The following is a 22,495-nucleotide window of genomic DNA, read 5'->3' as shown; positions in this document are numbered from 1 at the left end:
CAATCCTAGAACTCCGATTATATCTTTTTGTATAACAAAAAAAATAAAAATATTTCAGTTTTTCTTTGGTAGTTAGAAAAATATTCTTACCTTTGCCCCGATTAATAGAATAGTACTGTATGAAACTGTATGCTTTTCAAATAATGATGATGTGTTGTACCTTCCCTGTGAGCGGTGCAAGGCTCGTTATTTCTTGAAAGTATCAGTATATATATTTTAGTAAACGAAATAACAACACCCCACTGCTCATAATAGGTAGTGGGGCTATTTTTTTATAATAATGACAAAAGTAAATTGCACCGAGAGTTTCATTATCGAACTCTATCAAGAAAGTAAAAATATCAAACATCACGTAAGCAAACAGCGTATTAACGCCTTTGTAGAAGAACTCTTTCAGTTCTTATTTCTCATAGATGAGCGTACTTGTCTCTCTAAATCGAATATAGAAGCACGCTATGAGGAATTGCGTTATGATTTTATCAGTATTGTAGATGATTTTCTGCAAAACGAACCTCAGAAAGAGCAACTGACTGATTATTACGATTGTATTTTGCCCACTATTTATGCTCAATTAAAACAAGATGCTCAGTATTTTATTGATAGCGACCCAGCAGCTACCTCTCTCAGAGAAGTACAAGTTACCTATCCTGGTTTCTTTGCTATTATGGTATATCGTATCGCTCACGAACTATGGACGCGCGAAGTACCACTCTTGCCCCGTATACTCACCGAATACGCCCATAGCAAAACAGGTATCGACATTCACCCAGGAGCAACCATTGGCGTCCCTTTTATGATAGACCACGGTACGGCTATCGTTATTGGTGAAACTACGGTTATAGGTAACCACGTAAAAGTATACCAAGGGGTTACCTTAGGGGCACTCTCAGTATCGGTAGATAAGGCTCATACCAAGCGTCATCCCACTATTCAAGACAATGTGGTAATTTACTCAGGTGCCACAATCTTAGGGGGTGAAACCGTAATAGGTCACGATAGCGTTATTGGCGGGAACGTATGGCTTACCCATAGTATAGAACCTTTTACCAAAGTTTTCCACAAGAGTCAAATTATAGTAAAAGACAACGAAGTGTATGAAGAACCTATTAATTTTGTAATTTAGTCTTTAAACATTAGTCCCTAATACCAATTCACTAATCATTAACCACTAACTATTAACAAATACGTAACTAATAAATAATTATATAATGTTGTACAAAAATGTTTTAGAACTTATCGGGCGTACTCCCGAAGTGAAAATTAATCGATTGTTTGGTAAAGATGCCAACGTATTTATCAAGTTAGAACGCTTGAACCCAGGCGGTAGTATTAAAGACCGTATCGCACTCGCAATGATTGAAGATGCTGAAAACAAAGGTATCCTCAATAAAAATACTGTGATTGTAGAGCCTACCTCAGGTAATACGGGGGTTGGGCTTGCCTTAGTAGCTGCTGTAAAAGGTTATAAGCTCATTGTGGTAATGCCTGAATCTATGAGTATAGAGCGCCGTAAATTGGTGTCGGCTTATGGGGCTGAGGTTGTATTAACTCCAAAGGAAAAAGGAACAGGAGGTGCCATTGCTAAAGCCCTCGAAATAGCCGAAGGTAAACCTAACTATTGGGTGCCTCAACAGTTCGAAAACCCTGCTAACCCTGAGGTACACGAGCGCACCACTGCTCAAGAAATCTTGCAATCCTTCCCCGATGGCTTTGATTATTTTGTAACAGGAGTCGGTACTGGCGGACATATTTCTGGGGTATCCAAAGTGCTTAAACAACACTTCCCTCATCTTAAAGCCATAGCCGTAGAACCTGAACTATCACCCGTACTCAGTGGAGGGGCAGCTGGTCCTCACCCTCTACAAGGGATAGGTGCTGGTTTTGTGCCAAAGAATTATGATGCGAAGCTTGTAGATGATATTCTATTAATAAGTAAAGATGAGGCTTTTGAATATGCCCGCAAGTTAGCGAAAGAAGAAGGTATTTTAGCTGGTATTTCTACGGGAGCTTCTTTGGCAGCCGTAGCCAAAGTACTCAAAAAAGACCCTAAGGCACGTGTCCTTACCGTAAACTATGATACAGGCGAACGCTATTGGTCAGTAGAAGGACTCTTCTAATATATAGAAAAAAGAGGCTACCCGATTAGGATAGCCTCTTTTTAGTTTTATAATGTTTCTTTTAGCCATTTGAAGAATGTTCTCTGCCATAAGAGTCCATTCTGAGGTTGTAATACCCAGTGGTTCTCATCAGGAAAATAAAGTAACTCACTTTTGATGCCTCTCAGTTGAGCTGCTGTAAAAGCTTGGAATCCCTGTTCTTCGGGTACTCGGTAGTCTTTCCCTCCGTGAATGATGAGAATAGGGGTGTCCCATTCTGTAATCTTCTCTATAGGATTAAACTCTTTATACGATTTTTGCGCTACAGCGTTCTTTTTATCCCAATAAGCACCTCCTATTTCGTTGTTATTAAAGAAGAGCTCTTCGGTAGTGCCATACATACTTTGTAAGTTGAATACTCCGCAATGGGCAATAAAGCTCTTAAAGCGTTTTTGGTGAATACCTGCTAAGTAGTAGATTGAATATCCTCCGTAGCTGGCACCTATAGCTCCCAATCGTTCTTTGTCTACATAAGGTTCCTTAGCAATATCATCAATAGCCGATAGGTAATCACGCATCGGCTGTCCGCCCCAATCTCCGCTAATTTCCGCATTCCATTTTACTCCAAAGCCTGGTAATCCTCTGCGGTTGGGAGCTATCACTATATAACCTTGCGAAGCCATTACTTGGAAGTTCCAACGGAAACTGTAAAACTGGCTCACAACAGATTGTGGTCCTCCTTGGCAGTAGAGTAGGGTAGGGTACTTCTTGTTAGGGTCAAAGTTCGGTGGGTAAATTACCCAAGCGTGCATTCTCTTGCCGTCAGTAGTTTTGATGATACGCTCCTTAATAGGACATTCAGCAATCCCTTTGTATAGCTCATCGTTAAAATGTGAAAGCTGTGATAGTGTTATGCGTCCTTTTTTCTCTTTTAAATTGATAGTATACAGTTCAGCTGCGTGGTTCATATCCGTGCGCATCACAACCAATTGGTCTCCTGCTTGTCCTACTATACTATTCACATCAAATACGCCTTGTGTGAGTTGTCTTGGAGAAGTATCTTTACTAAAAGGAGCTACTACAAACACTTGCTCTGTTCCTTGGGTAGCCGCAATTAGGTATATTTGCTTCCCATCATTGCTCCATCGGTAACTGAAAACAGTATTATCCCAGTTAGCTGTAAGGTTAATGCGCTTGCCGTCCTTCAATATGTAAAGGTCGTTTTTATCAGCTTCATTACCATCGTGTGCCATACTGAGCCACGCAAGAACGCCTTCTTTGTTATACTGAGGGTTAGTGTCATACCCCATCATTCCTTCGGTGAGGTTTGTTGTTTTTTTTGTGGTGAGGTCGTACTCGTAGATATCAGTATTAGTGCTTAGTACATAATCAGTGCCTACTTTGGCTTTGGTAACATAAAGTACCTTTTTACCGTCGAGACTCCATATATAATCCTCATCACCTCCAAAAGGCAACTGCGGACAGTAATAGGGCAGTCCTTCCATTATATCAGTTTGCTTACCATTACTATCTTCTATCATCACGTGATTGTAACTACCTTCATTCCACGTGTCCCAATGGCGATGGTCTAAGCTACTGTACAGCTTTCCTGATGATTTTTCTAAGTCGGTATAGAAGTCTTTCCCTAAAACCGACTTTAATTTTACTTCCTTATGAGTGAGCTTTAGGCTTTTATCGGTATTGTATTTAGCCGTGAGCTTTTCTACCTCTTCTTTGCTTATAGGAATGGGTACACCTCCTTTTACGGCAAGTTTATAGTATTCTTTGTTAAAAGTATTTTCCTTTATATTTGGAGTACTCACACTCACCAATACGTATTGTTGGTCGGGAGTAATACCTATACCATTCACACGATGTAGTTCCCATAGTTTTTCGGGGGTGAGAGGTTGTTGTGCTTGTATGCTATTAAATGCCATAACCGAAGCTAAAATAATAAGATGTTTTTTCATTCCTTAACAAATAAGGCAACAAGCCTTCCTAATAGTTTTACAATAAATTGGTAACTCTCTACCAAAAACGCTCTGATTTCTTTTAATACAAAAGCAATCCCTGATTTGATAACAGGTTTTACCCGATTGTAAATAAATGATAACCATACGCATACGGCTATAAAGGCAGGCGCTCCTAATACCACTTGATAAGGTTTTAACTGCCCTCCGAAGTGCTGTATAAGCCCGTGTGAGGTAATACTACCATATATGATAAAGCAGTGTATAACGTAAATCGATAGGGTGTTTTGCCCAATAGTTTTAATCAGTTGTGAAGTAATCACATTGCGCATTAGGGCAAAGAAACCAAACACGAGTAACACATTCCCCAAACGCAAATAAGCAAAGTCCTGCATTAGTTGCTCAAAAAATGGCGAATGGTTGATATAGAACAGTTGTTCTATCATAAAGTGAAAACCCCACAACAAGAATGCTCCTACGCTTAGAAATAGCAGAATAGCATTGCGGTATAAGTGAGGGTGATTTTTATATCGCTGAAATAGATATCCCATAAACCCTCCAAACGACACATAGCCAAACCAAGGAAAAATAGGAAAGAAACTACCGTGTGCACGAGTTAGATAATTAGCAATCGGCAAGGGTAGTGAATCAAAGCGCAAATCCTTGTAAAAAGGCTCAAAAGTGAACGCCAGTAGGGTAGTGGTGAGCAATATCGTAGGCATTACCCACGACTTGCGGTTATATGAAAGTAGGTAAGTAGCGATGAGCAACAAAAGCGAAAGCCCAATACAGTGCAGTACATCTACGCTTTGGAAACTCATACGCAAGAAGTAAGCAATACCAATGAGCATCAGTCCACGCCTAATACCTTTCTTCACGCGAGGGTTATTCCAGCCTACTTTTGTAGCATCACTTTCTTTTACCAATAAAAAAGTGAAGATAAACCCCGAAACAGTGAAGAACACAGGAGCGGTAATACCAGTGCAGTAGTGCCATAGCCAGTATATAAAGTTATTTTCGTCGCGGTAGCGGTCAGCAAGTAGTCCATTTATAAAATGCCCTTGTAGCATCATACAGATAGCAAAGGCGCGAATCACATCTATGAAGTCAAGTCTGAATTTCTTTATTTTTTCCATAATCTTAATATCATAAAGAGGGTGCAAAGGTACAAAATAAATAACAATTAGCAAGTAATAGTTAAGAACTAACTAAGGAAAACGCACGAAAATCAATGAGTAAAGAAGTGTGGCTTACGTCATTATGAATTAAACAAAAATTGAGGTTTTATCTTCTGAGAATGGTTTTAGCAAAGTATTTTAGGTAGCTTACTACCGATTTTTTTAAAATTTTGAAACTAATTTGTTTCAATTTCTGTTTCTTCTTTTTAAAAGGAAATTTTATGTGTTTGACTTAATAGCATCAACAAGCAACGAGCAATGTTAGCTCTTTTGTAATAAAAGAACTTTGCCAAAGTTTCAATAGCTTGTTGCGCTACAATCTTTGGCAAAGTTTTATTACTGTTAATCAGTTGTTTTTATCTATTGAAAGGCATTAACTACTAAAGAGGCATTGGGCGTTCTTTCTTCTTCACAGCCCCTACTATAGCCGAGATAATAACCCCTCCAATGGCAGAGCCCAATATCGATGAAAAGAATGTCCATACCACAGAAGGCTTGCTTTGAAGTGTTTTTTCGCGAAGCTCTTCCATTTGCTCTTCACTGAAATTAGAGGTAAAAGCACTCATTTTTTCCATTGTAACCTCTACTACTTTTTCATAATAGTTGGGGTCAATAACAGTAGTGTAGATTACACTGTAAATAGCAGCGATTACCCCTCCCACGAGAGCGGTTACTATCCCCACTTTAATAGCTTCACCTACAGTTAAGAAACCGTCGTTAGCCGTTTTGTACTGCTGAACAGCCATCACGATAAAAACTACACAGATAGCTAAATTCAATAGCCAAGTGATAGCACCTATCAAAAAACTTCCAGTGTACAAAAGGTTTGTTACGTATAGCAATACGCTTAAAACTACACAAGCAACCCCCAATAAAATACCGTTTCTAAGTGCAATACTTAGGAAATTTACATTTTTTGTTTCCATAAACATTGAATATTTAAGTTAATGCCACAAAAGTAGAAAAAATATTAATACATACAATAAAAAAAATAAATTTTTCTTCTTTTTTTCTCACCTTGGAAATCCCCTTGTATAAATCATTTCTTATAAACACCAGTTCTACAACAAATTATCTTCTGCTCTCAATCTTATTTTCGCTTTAGTGGTATGGACTTTGCCAAGATTTAACTTTGGCAAAGTTGAAGACCTCCAATAACCTTCTTTTTATCTCTGTTTTAACGTTAACTTACCTTCGTTTTTTGTTCGTTCATTGTTCGTCATTTGTTCGTCATTTGTTTGTCTTTCCTTCGTTCATTGTTCGTCATTTGTTCGTCTTTTGTTCGTTCATTGTTCCTCTTTTCTCTATCTACCCGTGCAACTCGCACCGTCTTTTATTCATTGTAGACCCACTGTAGAGCCACTGTAGAGCCACTGTAGAGCCACTGTAGAGCCACTGTAGAGCCACTGTAGAGCCACTGAAAAGCCTCTCATTGTTCAACTATCTTATAAGCTTTCTATAATCCTCTCCTAATTTCACCATTAACCATTAACCATTAATCATTAACTATTTTTTTATCTTTTACTTCTTAAAAACATAGATTTTTCTTATTATAGTTGTACATTTAAAAAAAAGTCGTACTTTTGTCGGTTAATAAATGTCTTTTTTACGCACTAAAATACTCAAAATGAAGTCAAACAAAGTAACTCTTAAAGTTATTGTGAGCTATGTATTGCTCATCTGCGTGTCTATTGTAGCTGGATATGTAGTTTATAAAGAAATACAAAAACTCTCACACCAAGAAGAAATTAACCAGCAAGACAGAAATAAAATTATCCAAATTAGCAAGATACTCACCCTAATGAACGATACCGAAAGCGCAGGAAGGGTCGCTATACGTACCGATGATAGAGAAGCGCTTCAAGTTTTCTTAGAAAAGAATGTTACTTTACAGAATGAGGTACTAAAATTTCGTCGTGATATTACTTCCGAAAGACAGCTCTTAACTCTCGATACTATTACTTCTTTGCTAAATCTTAAAAGTGAAAACTTGCAGGAGTTAAAAGCTTTTCAAGAAAGCGACAGTACTTCTATCATTATTCGCAGTGCCATCAGTAAGCTCTCAAGTTTGGAACCTTATTTAGGTTATGAAGTATATAACAAAACCTATTCCCGACGTAAAAATAGAGAATATACTCCTGTTCCCGCTACTGATATTGCCTCTATCTTAAAGAAATATAAGAACATCAAGATTCCAAAAACGTTCAAAAATACCAAATTCGATAAGGTAGTAATGGAAACGCTTACCTTGCTCAATAAGGTAAATGAAGATACGCAAGAGTCTAAAAGCCAAATTAATGAACGAATGCAAAGCCTTTGGCAAAACGATGTGCGTTTATCTCAAAAACTTGACGACCTACTACATAATTTTGAAGAAGAGGTATTGGCTAATTCACAAAAGCTAAGTCAAGAGCGTCGAGCTATTTTTGAGAATAGTAAAAACCTATTGATGTTAGCTTTTTTGGTAGCTTTGGGCATTATTGCCATTTCTTCTATTGTGATTATCAATGATTTTGTTACCTCTCAACGTTATCGTCGTAAACTCGAAACCGCTAACCGGAAATCGTATAACCTACTGAAAAACCGTGAGCAACTCATTTCTATGGTAAGCCACGATTTGCGTACTCCATTGAGTTCTATTGTGGGATATTCCGAATTGCTTAGCAAACAGAAAATCTCCGATAAGGGTAAGAATTATCTTTCACATATCAAGTATTCATCAGAATATATATCTAAATTAGTAGATGAACTATTAGATTATACTCGTATCGAGGCAGGAAAAATATCTGTTGAAAAAGTTCCTTTCAATACCGCCGAAATTATTGATGAGGTAGCCAATAATGTGAAGTCAGCTTATAAAACTAAGGAAATAAATCTTACCTTCACTTTTTCCGAAACGGTAAATAATCTAAACTTTTCAAGTGATGCTTATCGTGTGAAGCAGATATTGTATAACCTCATTTCTAATGCCTTTAAGTTTACCGAACGCGGGAACGTACACATACAAGCCGATGCACGTCCGTTAAGCAACGATGTGTATGAAATAGGTATTGCCGTTACCGATACGGGTATTGGTATAAAGAAAGAACAGCAACAACACATCTTTGATGAGTTTACTCAAGCCAACGATGAGATTTCTAAGCGTTATGGAGGTTCTGGTTTAGGCTTGCATATCTCTCAAAAATTGGCGCATTTACTCAGAGGTAAGATATATTTAGAGAGTAACGAAGGCAAGGGCAGTACCTTTACCTTACGCTTCTTAGCCGAAAAAGTAGTAGAGCGTACCAAAGCACCTCAAATTATAACCTCAAACAAGCCCGCCAATAAGATTACAATTATAGTAATTGATGACGATTTCTCTATCCTTAGTCTCATTGAAGAACTGTTAAAGCAGAAAAATATTAACGCTATTACGTTTAACAATGGTAGAGATGCGTTTACTCAAATGACTAACCATAATTTCGACTTGGTAATTACCGATATACAATTGCCTGAAATGAATGGCTTCCACTTTGTAACGCTCTTTAATGAACAGTATAAGAACAACCCGCTTCCTGTATTAGCCATTACAGGCAGACGCGACGTGCCCGAAAGTTTTTATATGAAGAGTGGCTTCTCTGGTATCCTTCCTAAACCGTTTACTCCTGAGCAGTTTTATGAGAAACTAAAAGTGTTCTTCCCTAAGCTCGACACCAAAGTAGAACAAAAGACAATTATCTTAACCGATAATGCTTCCACAGGAGGATATACTCCTGAGGTATTGGAGAACTTTATGGGAGATGATATAGAAGGTATTGTTAATATTTATCAACATTTCTTAGCCGAAACAGATACTAACTTGGAAAGCTTAAAAATCTATGTTGATAATAAGGATTACAAAGGTATTAAGGCAATAGCTCATAAAATGACTAGTATGTTTGCACAGATAAATGCCAAGCGTGAATCCGAAATACTTATCTACTTAAATAAGGTAACTAATGAAAGCATTTCAGATTTACATTCTCAAATTCATAAGTTAGAACAGCTGTTTAACAATGAATGCAAACCAGCTATTGAAAGTTATTTAAAGAAAATAATGCAATAAGTCAAATATAATAAGTAATAATATTTTAGAATTAAAAAACCACCATACTATGATTAAAGAATCTGAACTTATCTTGAATTCCGATGGTAGTATTTACCACATCAATTTGCGACCTGAACAAGTAGCCGATACTGTTATTTTGGTAGGCGACCCTAATCGTGTACCTCGTGTGAGTGCTTATTTTGACAATATAGAATTTAGCACCCAAAAACGCGAATTTTGTACCCATACAGGTACTTATAAAGGTAAACGCCTTACTGTAATTTCCACTGGTATAGGTCCTGACAATATCGACATTGTTATCAACGAACTCGATGCTCTTGCCAATATTGATTTGAACACCCGTAAGCCCAAAGAGCAGCTCACATCGCTCAATATAGTGCGTTTCGGTACCTCTGGCTCTCTACAAGCCGATATACCCGTAGATAGTTTTGTACTCTCTTCTTACGGATTGGGTATGGACAATATGTTCCATTCGTATAAAGATAGTCCTAAGGTGCGTGAACTCGCTATGGAAGAGGCTTTTATCGCTCATACAGGTTGGAATCCTCTCAAAGGTCGTCCTTATATCATAGCTTGCGGACAGGAACTCAAAAAACGCCTCCTCACCGATAGAGTATTTGAAGGTATTACAGGTACTGCTCCAGGCTTCTACGGTCCTCAAGGACGCGTATTGCGTTTACCAGTGCAAGACCCTGACCTCAACGACAAGCTCCATAGCTTCAATTACAAAGGACATCGTATGACGAACCTCGAAATGGAAACCTCAGCCATCTATGGGCTCTCTAAACTCTTAGGACACCAAGCTGTTTCACTCAATGCTATCATTGCCAATCGTCCTACAGGTACTTTTACTAAGGATACTAAAAAAGTAGTAGAAGACTTGATAGTGTATGGCTTAGAACAATTGGCAAAATAGTCGCTATATAAAAAGTGAATATGACACCTCTCACAGGTCAAGAACTCCACAATTTAGCGATGAACATTGTAGGTGAAGCCTTACAAAAAGAACTACAATGGGAATTCCTATTGGTAAATAGTGAACTCAAACGCGACCCTCAATTTGTATGTGTAGATAAAAACAACCAAAAGTACTTCATCATTGTGCGGGCTGTGCCTTATGGAGATGACCCTACCGAGTATGATATCGTATTTATGGAAGTGGTGCGCAAACACGCCGAAAAACACAACGCTCGCACTTTCTATGCAGGTGTAGGGCTTAGCAATGTAACAGATGAAACCCTCCCTCTATATAAAGATGAACCTTATAAACTCAACTTTCAAGGGCTTATCGAAATTTGCTAATTGATAAATTATTCGTATTTTTGCCACTCAAAATAAACTAAGTAACTAATGAAAATAGATGAATCATTGAACGTACATAGCAGCTTACTACAACTCATTGGTAATACGCCCCTTTTGGAATTGCACAAAATTACCAAAGGTCTCAAAGGGCGTTATTTTGCAAAGCTAGAGGCTTTCAATGTGGGTCATTCTGCTAAGGATAGGGTGGCTAAGTACATTGTAGAAGATGCCGAACGTAAGGGATTACTTAAACCAGGTAGTACCATCGTGGAAACTAGCTCTGGTAACACGGGCTACAGTTTAGCAATGATAAGTGCCCTAAGAGGCTACCGCTGTATCATTGCAATTAGCGATAAATCGTCTCACGACAAGGTAGAAATGCTCCAAGCCTTAGGAGCAGAGGTGCATTTGTGCCCTGCAAATGTTGCTCCCGATGACCCTCGTTCTTATTACGAGGTAGCCAAACGTATACACAGCGAAATCCCCGATTCAATTTACATCAATCAGTATTTCAATCCACTAAACCCAGAATCTCATTACCAGACAGGGCGTGAGATATGGGAACAAACACAAGGCGAGATTACTCACGTGGTGGTATGTAGTGGAACAGGCGGTACCATTTCAGGTATTGCTCACTACCTAAAAGAGCAAAACCCAAGAGTGCAAGTACTGGGGGTAGATGCATATGGTTCGGCTATCAAAAAATATCACGAAACCCGAGAGTTTGACCCTGCTGAAGTATATCCATACAAAATAGAAGGAATAGGTAAAAACTTGATTCCTACTGCTACTGATTTCGATGTCATTGATGAGTTCATCAAAGTAACCGATAAAGATGCAGCACTTATGGCTCGCAAATTAGCACGTACCGAGGGGCTCTTTATGGGCTACACTAGTGGGGCTGCAATACAAGCGGTAAAACAATATGCTGAGGCAGGTAAATTCGACGAAAATAGCATCGTAGTAGTCCTCTTCGCCGACCACGGTTCGCGCTATATGAACAAAATCTATAGCGACGATTGGATGAAAAAACAAGGATTTATTGACTAAAAATTATCAATTAACAAAATAAGATAAAGAACGAATGAAAGATTTATTTGAGCATATTTATGCAAATAAAGGAAGTATAGGGCGCTGGTCTGACCACGCCGAGGGGTATTATGTATTCCCTAAATTGGAAGGCGAATTAGGCCCTCATATGAAATTTCAAGGAAAAGAAATCCTCAACTGGAGTATCAACGACTATTTAGGGCTTGCCAATCATCCTGAAGTCCGCAAAGTAGATGCCGAAGCAGCTGCCGAGTATGGTGCTGCTTACCCTATGGGGGCTCGTATGATGAGCGGGCATACTACTATGCACGAAGAACTCGAAAAACGTTTAGCCAAATTTGTACACAAAGAAGCATCTTATTTGCTCAACTTTGGTTACCAAGGAATGGTGTCTATTATCGATGCTTTGGTTACTAAAAACGATGTGATTGTATACGATGTTGATGCACACGCTTGTATTATCGATGGGGTACGCTTGCACTTTGGTAAACGCTATACCTATCAACACAACGATATGGAGAGCTTTGAGAAAAACTTAGAGCGTGCGGCTAAATTAGCTGAAACTACAGGAGGCGGTATCTTGGTGATTTCAGAAGGTGTTTTCGGGATGCGTGGTGAACAAGGCAAACTTAAAGAAATCGTAGCTCTTAAAAAGAAATATCCTTTCCGCCTTTTGGTAGACGATGCGCACGGTTTTGGTACCTTAGGTCCTCGTGGAGAAGGAACTGGTGTTCACCAAGGCGTACAAGATGAAATTGATGTTTATTTTTCTACTTTTGCTAAATCAATGGCAGGTATTGGAGCTTTCGTTGCTGGAAATGCTAAAGTAGTGGACTACCTCAAATACAATCTCCGCTCTCAAATGTTTGCTAAATCACTTCCAATGATTTATGTAAAAGGAGCTTTGAAACGTTTGGAAATGATGGAAACAATGCCCGAACTACAACAAAAGTTATGGGACAATGTAAATCGTTTGCAAAACGGACTTAAAGAACGTGGTTTCAATATCGGTAATACCAATACTTGCGTAACGCCTGTATTCTTGCATGGTAGTATTCCTGAGGCAATGGCTATGGTAAACGACCTACGTGAGCACTATGGTATCTTCTTGTCGATAGTAGTTTATCCTGTGATTCCAAAAGGAATGATACTTTTGCGCATTATTCCTACCGCTTCACACAGTAAAGAAGATATCGACCGCACTTTGGAAGCATTCTCAGCGATTCGTGAGAAACTCGAAACAGGCGTATACCGCGCTATAAATGCTGAACTTACTAAAGAAATGGGAGATATGTAATTAATTATTAATTGAAAAAGAATACTTTGCCAAAGTGAGATAGCTTACTGTGCTACGACCAACTTTGGCAAAGTTTTTGTGTATGCCCACCTTGTTAAATTATTAATTGTTCATTGTTAATTGTCATTCCTACATATAACGAAATTGAAAATATAGAAGCTATCATAAAGGCTGTATTTGCCCAAAGTGATAAGTTTCACATTCTTATTGTAGACGACAATTCTCCTGATGGTACTGCCGATAAGGTACGCGAATTACAAAATATTTACCCTAACCGACTTTTTTTAGAGGTACGCACAGAGAAAAAAGGCTTAGGAACAGCTTATATTTACGGCTTTCAGTGGGCATTAGCACGCGACTATGAATATATTTTTGAGATGGATGCCGATTTCTCTCACAGCCCTACTGACCTCTTACGACTTTATGAGGCTTGTCAGCAAGGTGCTGATGTAGCAATTGGGTCGCGTTATGTGAAAGGTGTGAATGTAGTGAATTGGCCTTTGCAACGCATCTTGTTATCCTATGGGGCTTCTATCTATGTGAGGGTGATTACAGGAATGAAAATCAAAGACCCTACTGCTGGCTTTGTGTGTTACCACCGAAGGGTATTAGAGAGCATCGACCTGAATACTATCCGATTTGTAGGCTATGCCTTTCAAATAGAGATGAAGTATCGTGCTTACCTCAAGAAGTTTAAAATCACTGAAGTACCTATCATCTTTACCGATAGAACTAAAGGAAAATCAAAAATGAATAAAAGCATTATCCGTGAAGCTATCTTTGGCGTTATCGGAATGCGATTTAAAAAATAAATCAGCATAAAGAATTATGGAATTTATAAGAAAAAGACTCAAAAGCTTACAATATGTATTTCAAGGTTTGTTTTATTTAATAAAGAATGAACCCCCAGTGATGGTACACATCGTTATCTCTTTAGTATGGGTGATTTTAGGCTTTTGTTTCGGCATTACTACCAATGAGTGGATTGTACAACTGTTGTGTATCGCTATAGTGTTATCAGTTGAAGGACTCAATACAGCCGTTGAGAAACTCTGCGACTTCATCCACCCCGATCATCATAAAACTATTGGGATTATCAAAGATGTTGCTGCCGGAAGTGTAGGCTTTGCTGTGATACCTGTAAGCATTGTACTCTGTATCATCTATTATCCTTATGTAATGGAACTCTTTTAATTTTTACTATGAAAGATATAGTAAAAGGGTATTTAGCAGCTTTTATTTCAGCGGTTACTTATGGTATGATTCCGCTGTTTATGATTCCTATTAAGCAGCAAGGTTTTTCGGTAGATGCGGCACTTTTCTATCGCTTTATTACAGCGAGTCTTTTTATTATGTTTTATCTTTTCTACCGAAAAGAGACACTGCGCATTACCCCTCGTGAAGTGTTTATCTTCCTTATTTTAGGATTGCTGTACGCCCTTTCAGCTGAATTTCTCTTTCTTGCCTACGATTTGCTCTCTCCAGGCATTGCTTCTACTATATTTTTTATGTATCCACTAATAGTAGCACTTGCTTTGGGTGTTTTTTTCAAAGAACATATTACTTTTCCTACGATTTTAGCACTTTTTATTGTATTAATAGGTGTTTTCTTACTCAGTGTAAAAGATGTAACAAACTTTTCAATCAACTATGTAGGGGCAGGAGTATCATTACTTGGGGCAGTTTCGTATGCACTCTATATGCTCATTGTCAATAAGTCTAAAATATCGGCTTCAGGAATAAAAGTATCGTTTTATTCTACCTTATTTTCTTCAGTTTATTTTCTTGTAAAACTATGGGTTATAGGCACCCCTCTCCCCATTCCAGAAGTAAAAATGAGTTTACTGCTCACAAGTTTCGGTATAGTAACTACTTTGTTTTCTATCATCACCCTTATTTATGCTATCAGAATGATAGGTTCTACTCCTACGGCTATTATTGGGGTAATGGAGCCCATTGTAGCAGTAGCTATTAGTATTTGGATATTTCAACAAGAAAGTCTTACAACAAATCTTATTATAGGAGTGCTACTCATTATCATTGCAGTAATGATAGATATCTTAAAAAGAAAAAAGTAGAGTTACATTGTATCTCTACTTTTATAATATTCTTATTTTACTTCAGTACCATTAGTAATTCCATCGGCATCAGGATTGATGAAGGTGTATTTGCCTTCGGAATTTTCTACCATTAGTATCATTCCTTGGCTTTCTACACCGCGTAGTTTACGCGGAGCAAGGTTTACCAATACAGTTACCTTTTTACCTATAATCTCTTCAGGGGCAAAACTTTGGGCTATACCGGAAACGATAGTGCGTTTATCAATACCTGTATCTACTTTTAAAACGAGAAGTTTATCTGCCTTAGGCATCTTTTCAGCTTCCAAGATAGTACCAATGCGAATATCCATCTTTGCAAAATCATCGTAACTGATGAGTTCTTTTTGTGGAGCTACTTCAGTTTCGGCATTGACTTGTGCTTCTTGCTTATTAGCTAATTTAGTGTTCTCTAAACGCTGTAATTGCTTTTCGATAGTGGCATCTTCAATCTTTTCAAAAAGAAGTTCCGCAATGCCTATGCGATGTCCTGTTTTGAGGAGCTCAGTAGCATTTGTTTTTAGGTTCTCCCAAGTGATAGACCCCAATTGCAACATACGTTTGAGTTTCTCGGAAGTGAAAGGCAAGAAAGGTTCGCTAGCGACAGCCAAAGCTGTTGCAATTTGTAAAGCTATGTACATTACAGTCTTTACGCGCTCTGGGTCAGTTTTGATGAGTTTCCAAGGTTCTTCATCAGCTAAATATTTATTGCCTAAGCGCGCCATATTCATCAGTTCTTGTTGGGCTTCGCGAAAACGGTAACGTTCTAATGATTGTTCTATCTTCTCTGTAAGTTCTGTGATTTGACGAAGTGTTTCAGTATCTACGTTATTATAAGTATCTGCTTGTGGTACAACTCCTTTATAATATTTCTGCGTTAGCACTGCCACGCGATTGATGAAATTCCCAAAGATAGCCACAAGTTCGTTGTTGTTACGCGCTTGGAAGTCTTTCCAAGTAAAGTCGTTGTCTTTGGTTTCGGGAGCGTTGGCGGTAAGAACATAACGCAATACATCTTGCTGATTAGGAAAATCTTGCAAATACTCGTGTAACCACACAGCCCAGTTTTTGGAGGTAGAGAGTTTGTTGCCTTCTAAGTTTAGGAACTCATTTGCAGGCACATTTGCAGGCAGTATAAAGCTACCTTCAGCCTTGAGCATTGCTGGGAAGATAATGCAATGGAATACGATATTGTCTTTCCCAATGAAATGCACCAATTGGGTATCACTGTCTTGCCAATAAGGACGCCAGTCTTTGCTTTCGCGTTCAGCCCACTCTTTAGTAGAAGAAATATAACCGATAGGCGCATCGAACCACACGTAGAGCACTTTGCCTTCAGCGCCTTCTACAGGTACGGGAATTCCCCAATCGAGGTCGCGGGTTACAGCACGCGGTTTGAGTTCGTCGTCTAACCAACTTTTTACCTGCCCATATACATTAGGTTTCCAATCGGATTTGTGACCTTCTAATATCCATTTTTCCAAAAACTCTTGGTAGCGATTGAGGGGCAAAAACCAGTGTTTGGTAGCTTTTAACGTAGGTTTGCTTCCTGTGATTGACGATTTAGGGTCGATGAGGTCGGTAGCGTTGAGTGAACTACCACAACGCTCGCATTGGTCGCCGTAAGCCTCTGGGTTACCACATTTCGGGCAAGTACCAATCACAAAGCGGTCGGCAAGGAATTGATGCGCTTCTTCGTCGTAGAGTTGTTCGGATATTTCTTCGATAAAATCACCTTGTTCATACAGTTTTTTGAAGAAATCGGAAGCTGTTTGGTGATGAATAGGGGCAGAAGTGCGCGAATAATTATCGAATGAAATGCCAAAATCGGCAAATGATTGCTTGATAATTGCGTGGTATTTATCGATAATAGCCTGAGGGGTAGTACCTTCTTTTTTAGCTTTGATAGAGATGGCTACTCCGTGTTCATCGCTTCCGCAAATAAAGGCTACATCGTTGTTTTTCAATCGTTGATAGCGTGCAAAAATATCGGCTGGCACATATACTCCCGCCAAGTGACCAATATGGATAGGCCCGTTCGTATAGGGTAAAGCCGCTGTAATGGTATAACGTTTAGACATTTTTTGAGTTTTGAATTATATATTTTTGGGTGGCAAAGGTACGAATAAAAGTGAAAAGTGAAAAGTGAAAAGTGAAAAAGTATATTCTACGAGTGCGACCGACGCGGGCAGATGGGGAAAAGACGAATAAAGAACGAACAAAAGACGGTGCGAGCCGCACGGGCAGATGGAGAAAAGACGAATAAAAAACGAACAAAAGACAAAGGAATGACGAACAAAGAACGAACAAAGAACGAACAAAGAACGAACAAAGAACGAACAAAAGACGAACAAAAGACGAACAATGAACGAAGAAAGGATGGGGATAAAGTGAATCTAACGCAAAGATAAGTTGGAGCAAATTTAATGTACTTGGTTCAGAAAAGTATTAAAAATTTGCTCAAATAAAAAAATAAACCATATCTTTGCCTAATGAATATTTGGAGGCAAGTCGATTTTTAATAACCTTGAACAGAACTGATGAAAAAACTCAAATTCCCTACCCCTTACACCGTACTGATGCTGGTGATAGTGTTGGCTGCGAGCCTTACTTTTTTGTTGCCGTCGGGGTCGTATAGCACTTTGCAATATGATAAGCAACAAGACTCTTTTGTGATACACACTGTAAATAATTCTTATACTGTACCTGCTACTCAAGAACAACTCGACGGCTTGGGTATTCATATTCAGTTGAGCAAATTTAAAGATGAAAAAATTAAGAAACCTATTTCGATACCTAATACTTATGTGCAGAGCGTACCTCACCCGCAAGGAGCTAAATCTGTGCTTTTTGCACCTATACGAGGAATCTACGACAGTATAGAGGTGATTCTCTTCGTACTCATATTAGGGGGCTTTATAGGGGTGTTCAACAGTTCGGGAGCACTAAATATGGGCGTAGGCTATTTGGCACACCGACTCAAAGGGCGCGAGGGTATCCTTATCATTCTGCTCACTACCCTGTTGGCGCTGGGTGGCACTTCTTTTGGATTAGCCGAAGAGACACTTGCTTTCTACCCTATGTTAGTACCTATTTTTTTAGCAGCGGGCTACGACCTAATGGTACCCTTAGCAGTGATTTACATAGGTTCAAATGTAGGCTCTATGGCATCGACTACCAATCCATTTGCGGTGATTATCGCCTCAGATGCCGCCGGGGTAGATTGGACGTCGGGGCTTAGCATACGTGTGATTGCCTTAGCAGTATGTGTGCTGATAAGTATTATTTATATTATTCGTTATGCCGAAAAAGTACGCAAACACCCCGAAAAGTCAATTGTGTATGGAGTAGTCCTCCCTGAAATCTACAGTGCTAATACCCCAGAAAAGACCACTTCCTTAGAGCTTTCTACTAAAATAGAGCTCTTAGTATTTGCGCTCTCGTTTATAGTGATGATTGTAGGTGTGTCGCAATGGGAATGGTGGTTTCAAGAGATGACAGCTCTCTTTTTGGTAGCTGCTGTTGTGATTGCTATTTTACAACGCAGTAGTGAACAACAGTTTATCAGTCAGTTTATGGCAGGAGCACGCGATTTGCTGAGCGTAGCCTTTATCATAGGAATAGCCAGAGGGGTATCGTTTATACTGAACGACGGACAAATATCGGGTACGATTTTGCATTACGCCACCGACCTTGTGCAAGGAATGTCGCCAATGGTCTTTTTGCCAATGCTGATGTTAGTATTTGGTGTACTGAGTTTATTTATAGCTTCTTCCTCAGGAATGGCGGTACTCACGATGCCTATTATAGGATCACTGGCTTCGGTTGTGGGAGTAGAAGGGCACAGTGTGGTGAGTGCTTATCTTTTTGGAATGGGTATTATGGGGCTTATCACCCCTACGGGACTTATCTTACCTTCACTGGCAATGGTGAATATTAACTACAAACAATGGTTGCAGTTTTGTATGCCATTGGTGATTATCTTTGCAGTAGTACTTACTATCTTATTGTGGATTTAAAATATAAAACTTATGAATATCACTTTTATTATCATTCTTCTTGCGACTATAGCAATGAGTTATTATGGATTTAAGAATCCTACTTTTTTCAACCGTTATAAGTTCAATGTAGGAGCAGTGCAAAAGGGCGATTATGTGCGATTGGTATCCTCAGGCTTCTTGCACGCCAACTGGGAACACCTCATTTTTAATATGATTTCACTCTACTTCTTTCAAGATGTGATTATCGGTTCTATGGGGAACCTAATGTTCTTGCTTATCTATTTTGGTTCAATGCTACTGGGGAGTGTGTTCAGTTTGTACATTTACAAAAAACAGCCCTATTACTCCGCCATAGGGGCTTCGGGAGCTGTATCGGGGATTATTTTTGCAGCTATTGCTCTATATCCTACAGCATTGAGTGTGAACTTCTTGCCAGGATGGCTCTTTGGAGCATTATACTTTGGGTATTCGGTATTTATGATGTTCAACCCACAACAAGGAGATAATTTAGGGCACGCAGCTCATTTAGGTGGGGCACTCTTTGGCTTGGCAGTAGTAATAATCTACGCTCCTGGGGTAGTGATACACCACGCTTTCTATTTGGGAGTAATGGCATTGCCTTTGGGCTATATGGGAGTGCGATTGCTGAAGAAATGAGGAAATTAGCAAATCATTATGAGTTATTTACAAGAAGTTATTACCGATGTTTTAGAAAACTATTCTGATAAGATAGAGCGTCTTGTGTTTGTTACTACGGGTAAACGCCCTGCACTCTTCCTCAAAAAACACTTTGCCGAGCAAGTAAAGCACGCTACTATTGCCCCTGAGTTCATCGGGATAGCCGACCTATTTACGCGTATTTCGGACGTGCAACCTATCAGCAATTTGCCTTTGCTCTTTGAGTTTTACGATTGTTATGTAAAAACTTGCAAAGATACCCCCGATAGCTTTGAAGAGTTCCTCAGCTGGGGACAAACGGCTCTCAAAGATTTTAGTGAAATCGACCAATATTTGGTAAATCCCGATAAGATATTCCCTTATATTCACGCCCTCAAAGAAGTAGAACATTGGTCGGGTATGGACGAGCTTAGCGAGATGCAGAAAAAGTACTTGGCATTTTGGAATAGTCTCGGCGATTACTATTTCGCACTCAATAGCAAACTCACCGAAATGGGTAAAGGTTATGGCGGTTTCATCGCTAAAAAAGCTGTTGAAAAACTCCCCGAATACCTGCAAACACACAGCAATAGCATTCATATATTCGTCGGTTTCAACGCCCTTTCCAAAGCCGAACAGAAAGTTATACAATCAATGCTAATGGATTTAGGCGGTGAAATTTATTGGGACGGTGATACTTATTTTTTAAACAATCCAGCTCACGATGCGGGTTTCTTCTTGCGCAAGTATATAAAAAGCTGGCGTTATTACCAAACCCATAAGCCTAAGTTTATACAAAGCAACTACGAAAAAGAAAAAGAACTCTATCTTACGGGGGTACCCAAAAGCATCAATCAGGCGCATAGTGTAGCCGAACTACTCAAAAACACGCCTACCAAAGCATTGGAAAAAACCGCCCTCATCATCGCCGATGAAAATCTGCTCATCCCCGTACTGCAAGCTGTACAACCCAAAACAAGTGTGAATATCACTATGGGTTACCCTTTGCAACAAACGCCTCTCAACGACCTTTTTGTCGCTTATTTCCGCTTGCATCTCTCCAAGAGTTTTTACTATAAAGATATACTGAACCTGCTCTCTCAACCTTTCTTACACACCTTGCTAAAAGAAGAAGTGGTGCGCCATATTTCGCAGTATATCAAAACGCACAACCTCACTTATATCACCCGTAAAAAGCTATTCGAGTCGGTAGATGATACTGAACACGAGATGCTCACTTTGCTATTCCCGGAAAGCAAGGGCAAAGCACTCATCACTACCCTTATCGACAATGCTATTACACTTATCTATCGCCTAAAAGCACAAATCGACCCTGAGAGCAATACTCACCTACTCACTCAAGAGTATGCTTATCGCTTCTTTCAGTTATTCAATCAGTTGAAGCAGTTGCAAGAGCAGTACAACTATATAGATTCAGTGAAAACGCTTTATCATTTCTATTTAGATGTTTTACAGAAGAGTTCGCTCAATTTTCGCGGTGAGCCTTTGGAAGGCTTGCAAGTGATGGGAGTACTGGAAAGCCGTAGTTTGGATTTTGAGCACGTGATTATCACTTCGGTAAACGAAGGCGTATTACCCTTAGGCAAAAGCGATAGCTCTCTGATTCCTTACGATGTCAAGTATGAACTGGAATTGCCTACCTACAAAGAGCGTGATGCGGTGTACAGTTACAACTTCTACCGCATTTTACAGCGCGCCAAACAAGTACACCTATTCTACGATACCGAGATGAATAGTCTGAAAAGCAAGGAGAAAAGTAGGTTTATTCTCCAATTGTTGGCAGAGAAAATTCCCACTCACAAGGTAGTGCACCAAATTAAGGCACCTGAGGTATATCCTGCTGTGTTGCGACCTCTTAACATCAAAAAAACGACCTCTGTAATCGATGCACTAAAGGCACTTGCCGAGAAAGGCATTTCACCTTCAGCACTAACTACTTATATCCGCAATCCACTCACGTTCTATGAGCAACAAGTACTACAGGTATACGAAGAAAAAGAAGTAGAAGAAACTGTTGAAGCCCGTACTTTTGGAAATATCGTACACGGCATTTTAGAAGATTTGTACACACCTTTCTTAAACGAAATACTCACTGAAGAGCACATTAAAAAAATGCAACTTTTGGTACTTCCCACTATCGAAAAACGCTTTGAAGAAGAGTACAGAAGTACTGATTTTAGGACGGGTAAAAACTGGCTTATTTTCAATGTAATAGAGAAGTATGTGCGTAGTTTTTTAACTTTAGAACTCAACGAAATAAAGAGTGGTATCGAAATCATTCCTCTGTATTTAGAACAGAAAATAAAAATACCTTTCCAAGCTTCTCACTTGCCTTTTCTTGTTAATTTCAAAGGGATTATCGACCGGGTGGATAGACGTAACGGAGTGTTGCACATTATCGACTACAAAACAGGTATTGTAGAAGAAACCGATGTGCGCATCAAAGATTGGAATAACCTCATTACCGATATTAAGTATGGCAAAGCCTTCCAACTCCTCACTTATGCTTATATGATTACCCAGCATTTCAAGATTGATGAACCGATGATAGTTGCCAACCTATCATTCAAGCGTTTGCAAAAAGGATTCTTGCGTTTCCACACCTATATCGACAAGGTAAAAGACTGTGATGTAACCGCTCAAACTCTCGCTTTGTACAGTCAGTATACCGAGCAACTATTGCAAGAAATCTTTGATATAGAGAGACCTTTTTACGAGAAACTATAGTATTTATATCTTA

The 22,495-nt window shown here is 39.1% G+C and carries 18 protein-coding genes; 14 read left to right on the top strand and 4 right to left on the bottom strand.

The annotated features are described in order from the left end of the window. The first annotated feature begins 280 nt into the window (after nucleotides 1-280). Together HW278_RS00245 and cysK are read left to right on the top strand one after the other, a co-directional pair. A complete protein-coding gene (locus HW278_RS00245; protein WP_009420883.1) occupies nucleotides 281-1,123 on the top strand; it encodes a serine O-acetyltransferase in 843 nt (280 codons plus the stop codon). 85 nt (nucleotides 1,124-1,208) lie between these two features. Then, a complete protein-coding gene (gene cysK, locus HW278_RS00240) occupies nucleotides 1,209-2,117 on the top strand; it encodes a cysteine synthase A (RefSeq protein ID WP_178976567.1) in 909 nt (302 codons plus the stop codon). A 47-nt stretch (nucleotides 2,118-2,164) separates the two neighbouring features. Here the strand turns inward: cysK and HW278_RS00235 are convergent, their stop codons facing one another. From HW278_RS00235 to HW278_RS00225, 3 genes are all read right to left on the bottom strand, one after another. Beyond that, a complete protein-coding gene (locus tag HW278_RS00235; RefSeq protein WP_178976566.1) occupies nucleotides 2,165-4,066 on the bottom strand; it encodes a S9 family peptidase in 1,902 nt (633 codons plus the stop codon). Next, complete coding sequence (locus HW278_RS00230) at nucleotides 4,063-5,202, bottom strand: heparan-alpha-glucosaminide N-acetyltransferase domain-containing protein (protein ID WP_048746723.1); 1,140 nt, start codon at nucleotides 5,200-5,202, stop codon at nucleotides 4,063-4,065. Before HW278_RS00230 ends, HW278_RS00235 begins: the two co-directional genes overlap by 4 nt. A 422-nt stretch (nucleotides 5,203-5,624) precedes the next feature. Next, nucleotides 5,625-6,176, bottom strand: a complete 552-nt coding sequence (locus HW278_RS00225; protein ID WP_002671731.1) for a DUF4199 domain-containing protein — start codon at nucleotides 6,174-6,176, stop codon at nucleotides 5,625-5,627. Between the two features lie 695 nt (nucleotides 6,177-6,871). Here HW278_RS00225 and HW278_RS00220 point away from each other — a divergent pair. From HW278_RS00220 to HW278_RS00185, 8 genes are all read left to right on the top strand, one after another. Then, nucleotides 6,872-9,328: a hybrid sensor histidine kinase/response regulator gene (locus HW278_RS00220; protein WP_255493652.1), complete on the top strand. Its 2,457-nt coding sequence runs from the start codon at nucleotides 6,872-6,874 to the stop codon at nucleotides 9,326-9,328. 49 nt (nucleotides 9,329-9,377) lie between these two features. Next, a complete protein-coding gene (locus HW278_RS00215; protein ID WP_178976564.1) occupies nucleotides 9,378-10,247 on the top strand; it encodes a nucleoside phosphorylase in 870 nt (289 codons plus the stop codon). 20 nt (nucleotides 10,248-10,267) lie between these two features. Continuing rightward, complete coding sequence (locus HW278_RS00210) at nucleotides 10,268-10,633, top strand: hypothetical protein (RefSeq protein WP_009418728.1); 366 nt, start codon at nucleotides 10,268-10,270, stop codon at nucleotides 10,631-10,633. A 48-nt stretch (nucleotides 10,634-10,681) separates the two neighbouring features. After that, a complete protein-coding gene (locus HW278_RS00205) occupies nucleotides 10,682-11,683 on the top strand; it encodes a PLP-dependent cysteine synthase family protein (protein WP_002671739.1) in 1,002 nt (333 codons plus the stop codon). Nucleotides 11,684-11,717: 34 nt separating this feature from the next. Continuing rightward, entirely contained in the window at nucleotides 11,718-12,980 is a 1,263-nt protein-coding gene (locus HW278_RS00200; RefSeq protein WP_015782868.1) for an aminotransferase class I/II-fold pyridoxal phosphate-dependent enzyme, read from the top strand. Between the two features lie 113 nt (nucleotides 12,981-13,093). Beyond that, nucleotides 13,094-13,792, top strand: a complete 699-nt coding sequence (locus HW278_RS00195; protein WP_015782869.1) for a polyprenol monophosphomannose synthase — start codon at nucleotides 13,094-13,096, stop codon at nucleotides 13,790-13,792. Between the two features lie 16 nt (nucleotides 13,793-13,808). Next, entirely contained in the window at nucleotides 13,809-14,174 is a 366-nt protein-coding gene (locus HW278_RS00190; protein ID WP_009418724.1) for a diacylglycerol kinase family protein, read from the top strand. Nucleotides 14,175-14,182: 8 nt separating this feature from the next. Beyond that, complete coding sequence (locus HW278_RS00185; protein WP_009418723.1) at nucleotides 14,183-15,058, top strand: DMT family transporter; 876 nt, start codon at nucleotides 14,183-14,185, stop codon at nucleotides 15,056-15,058. Between the two features lie 32 nt (nucleotides 15,059-15,090). On the opposite strand, the gene metG is transcribed toward HW278_RS00185, so the two are convergent. After that, on the bottom strand, nucleotides 15,091-17,157 hold the full coding sequence (metG, locus tag HW278_RS00180) for a methionine--tRNA ligase (protein ID WP_178976563.1): 2,067 nt from the start codon (nucleotides 17,155-17,157) through the stop codon (nucleotides 15,091-15,093). 111 nt (nucleotides 17,158-17,268) lie between these two features. Between metG and HW278_RS00175 the strand changes: the two genes are divergently transcribed. From HW278_RS00175 to HW278_RS00160, 4 genes are all read left to right on the top strand, one after another. Continuing rightward, nucleotides 17,269-17,487 (top strand): hypothetical protein, encoded by a 219-nt coding sequence (locus HW278_RS00175; RefSeq protein ID WP_178976562.1) that lies wholly within the window; start codon nucleotides 17,269-17,271, stop codon nucleotides 17,485-17,487. 129 nt (nucleotides 17,488-17,616) lie between these two features. Beyond that, nucleotides 17,617-19,095 (top strand): YfcC family protein, encoded by a 1,479-nt coding sequence (locus HW278_RS00170; protein WP_178976561.1) that lies wholly within the window; start codon nucleotides 17,617-17,619, stop codon nucleotides 19,093-19,095. 12 nt (nucleotides 19,096-19,107) lie between these two features. Beyond that, complete coding sequence (locus tag HW278_RS00165; RefSeq protein WP_178976560.1) at nucleotides 19,108-19,734, top strand: rhomboid family intramembrane serine protease; 627 nt, start codon at nucleotides 19,108-19,110, stop codon at nucleotides 19,732-19,734. An 18-nt stretch (nucleotides 19,735-19,752) separates the two neighbouring features. Continuing rightward, nucleotides 19,753-22,482: a PD-(D/E)XK nuclease family protein gene (locus HW278_RS00160; protein ID WP_178976559.1), complete on the top strand. Its 2,730-nt coding sequence runs from the start codon at nucleotides 19,753-19,755 to the stop codon at nucleotides 22,480-22,482. Nucleotides 22,483-22,495: the final 13 nt, after the last annotated feature.

This window comes from Capnocytophaga sp. oral taxon 902, from assembly GCF_013394735.1.
GTDB classification, from domain to species: Bacteria; Bacteroidota; Bacteroidia; order Flavobacteriales; family Flavobacteriaceae; genus Capnocytophaga; species Capnocytophaga ochracea.
This window is presented reverse-complemented; position numbering and strand designations above follow the sequence as displayed.